This is a genomic window from Pedobacter sp. (assembly GCF_045627485.1).
GTDB lineage: Bacteria > Bacteroidota > Bacteroidia > Sphingobacteriales > Sphingobacteriaceae > Pedobacter.
The window spans coordinates 1-1,891 of sequence record NZ_JAZQNU010000053.1 but is presented as its reverse complement, the minus strand read 5'-3'; the positions used below and the strand labels follow the sequence as shown (position 1 = coordinate 1,891).

At 40.1% G+C, this 1,891-nt stretch carries 2 protein-coding genes and 1 pseudogene; all 3 read right to left on the bottom strand.

The features are described 5' to 3' along the window. Positions 1-251 (bottom strand): annotated as a pseudogene (locus tag ACR2F3_RS04055) (alpha/beta fold hydrolase); the annotation flags it as partial. Between the two features lie 113 nt (positions 252-364). After that, positions 365-1,138 carry a hypothetical protein gene (locus ACR2F3_RS04050; RefSeq protein ID WP_432708700.1) on the bottom strand — a complete coding sequence of 258 codons (774 nt, stop codon included), beginning with the start codon at positions 1,136-1,138 and terminating at the stop codon, positions 365-367. 135 nt (positions 1,139-1,273) lie between these two features. Then, on the bottom strand, positions 1,274-1,891 hold a 618-nt coding region (locus tag ACR2F3_RS04045; RefSeq protein WP_432708699.1), incomplete at its 5' end, for a TonB-dependent receptor domain-containing protein.

The following is a 1,891-nucleotide window of genomic DNA, read 5'->3' as shown; positions in this document are numbered from 1 at the left end:
CTTGGCCTCCGACTTCCTCCAAAGTTTTTCCCATGAAACAACACCACCGTACGGCCGTTAGGTTTGTCTGTTGGTGTAACGTCCATATAGGCCATGCGTATATCCTGGCCTTCGGTAGTTATAGGAAAATATTTAATGGGGTAAGCGTATTTTACATTCTCCAGGGTGATGGAGAGCGTATCAGACTGTTGGGCAAAAGCAGCTGTACTTAGCGTAAGTATGGTCAGGATTAATAAGTGTAGTCTCTTCAATGTGGTGTTATTTAACAGGTAAACAAAAAGGAGGTTTGAAAGTTCTAGAAACTTTGATGACCTTCAAATTTCTTTAGCGCTACTACAATAACCAGGACGGGTAGGCTAAGCCGTTAAAACCATAAAATATGAGACGATCTGTTGCCACATTTCAAGGCGCTGATTCGAAAATAACCGTCAGTTATTTTAACCGGACTCTCTTTTTCATCAAATAAATTAACTTCGAATCTAGCCTCGATGATAACATAATCTGTTCCTTTAATCTCTTCGACTTTTAGCATTTTAAATTTCGAATTAAGTTGGCTTTCCGCCGTTAGTTTTGATTCCTGAAAAAGATAATTTGGACTATAGGAAGTCAGTTTTCCCAAAGTGGAAAGTGATAGTCTTATCGCTACACCTTCATCTTTACCTTCACGTCCGAAGTCCAGGGCATATTTATAATCACCAGCTGTATAATAGTTATTCTCAAATCTTGGGTAATAAAACGCACCTATATATAAAAGATTATTTCTTCTAAAATTCTTAACGAACTCAACTTCTATTTCCCCAGCGTCTTGGTTAAGCCTGGTTGTCGAAAACGACCCATACTGCACGGAATCAGCAGCACCAACCCAATACCTACCACCACTACTTAAGTACCAATCGCCTTCAACGGTACTCAGTCGCATATTCGTCCCTCTATTTGACGCCCCCCTTGGAAATAACGAATAAGGCTCTGCTAGCTCATTTGTATAACGTTTCCCTTCTAAAGTAAATGAAATGCTATCTGTAAGAAAGCCATGCTCCATTACCACAGGAATTTCAGGTTCAACAAAAACTTCATCTTTTTTACAGGCAATTGCCAGGAGAACCACCAAAAGTGGCAACAGGAGTAGTGTTTTCTTCATTTTGAGCGTTGTCTAAATCAAATATAGTTTTTTTGATTATAAACTAAAATTATGGGTATCCAAATAACATATTGAATTATCAAAACACAAAGGCCGGTACATTTAAAATGACCGGCCTTTGCAATTTATTAATTCTTATTTTAAGTTAAAAGGCATGATTAGCCCAAATGAAATGTTACGCCCTGGGTTATAAACTCCGAATGTAGGATCAGCGGCATCAAGTCTACCTGGTTTGTACCGACTTAAATGGTCATAGTACTTTTTATTCAACAGGTTTTTACCTGAAACATACAGCGAAATTTCCTGCGTTTTACCTAATTTCAGGGTAGTACCAATGGCCGCATTTAACAAGCTGTAAGCGCCGGTAGCGGTTTCAAACTCATCTACACGGTTTTGCTTAAAGAAATTATCCAAACCTAGGGAAAGGTAAGTTTTCTCTGTTCCCGGAACTGAAGGTTCGAAGCGAAGTTCATTACGCAAGGCGGCGGCAGGAATAAATGGCAAAGGCTGGTCGGTCGCTTTATTGGTGGCGCGGGTATAGGAGAAACTGGTTTCCAAATGCAGGAATTCTACCGGGTGTAAGGTTAGTGATGCTTCAAACCCACGTAAAAGGGCATCACGCTGGATTGAACGGTACACCTGCATCTCGTCGATGGTTTCACCTGAGGTATTATAAAAAATAAAATTGTTGATGTGGTTAACAAAACCACCGATGCTGGCACTTAAGGTGCTGGTCTGGTAATCCAGGGAAGC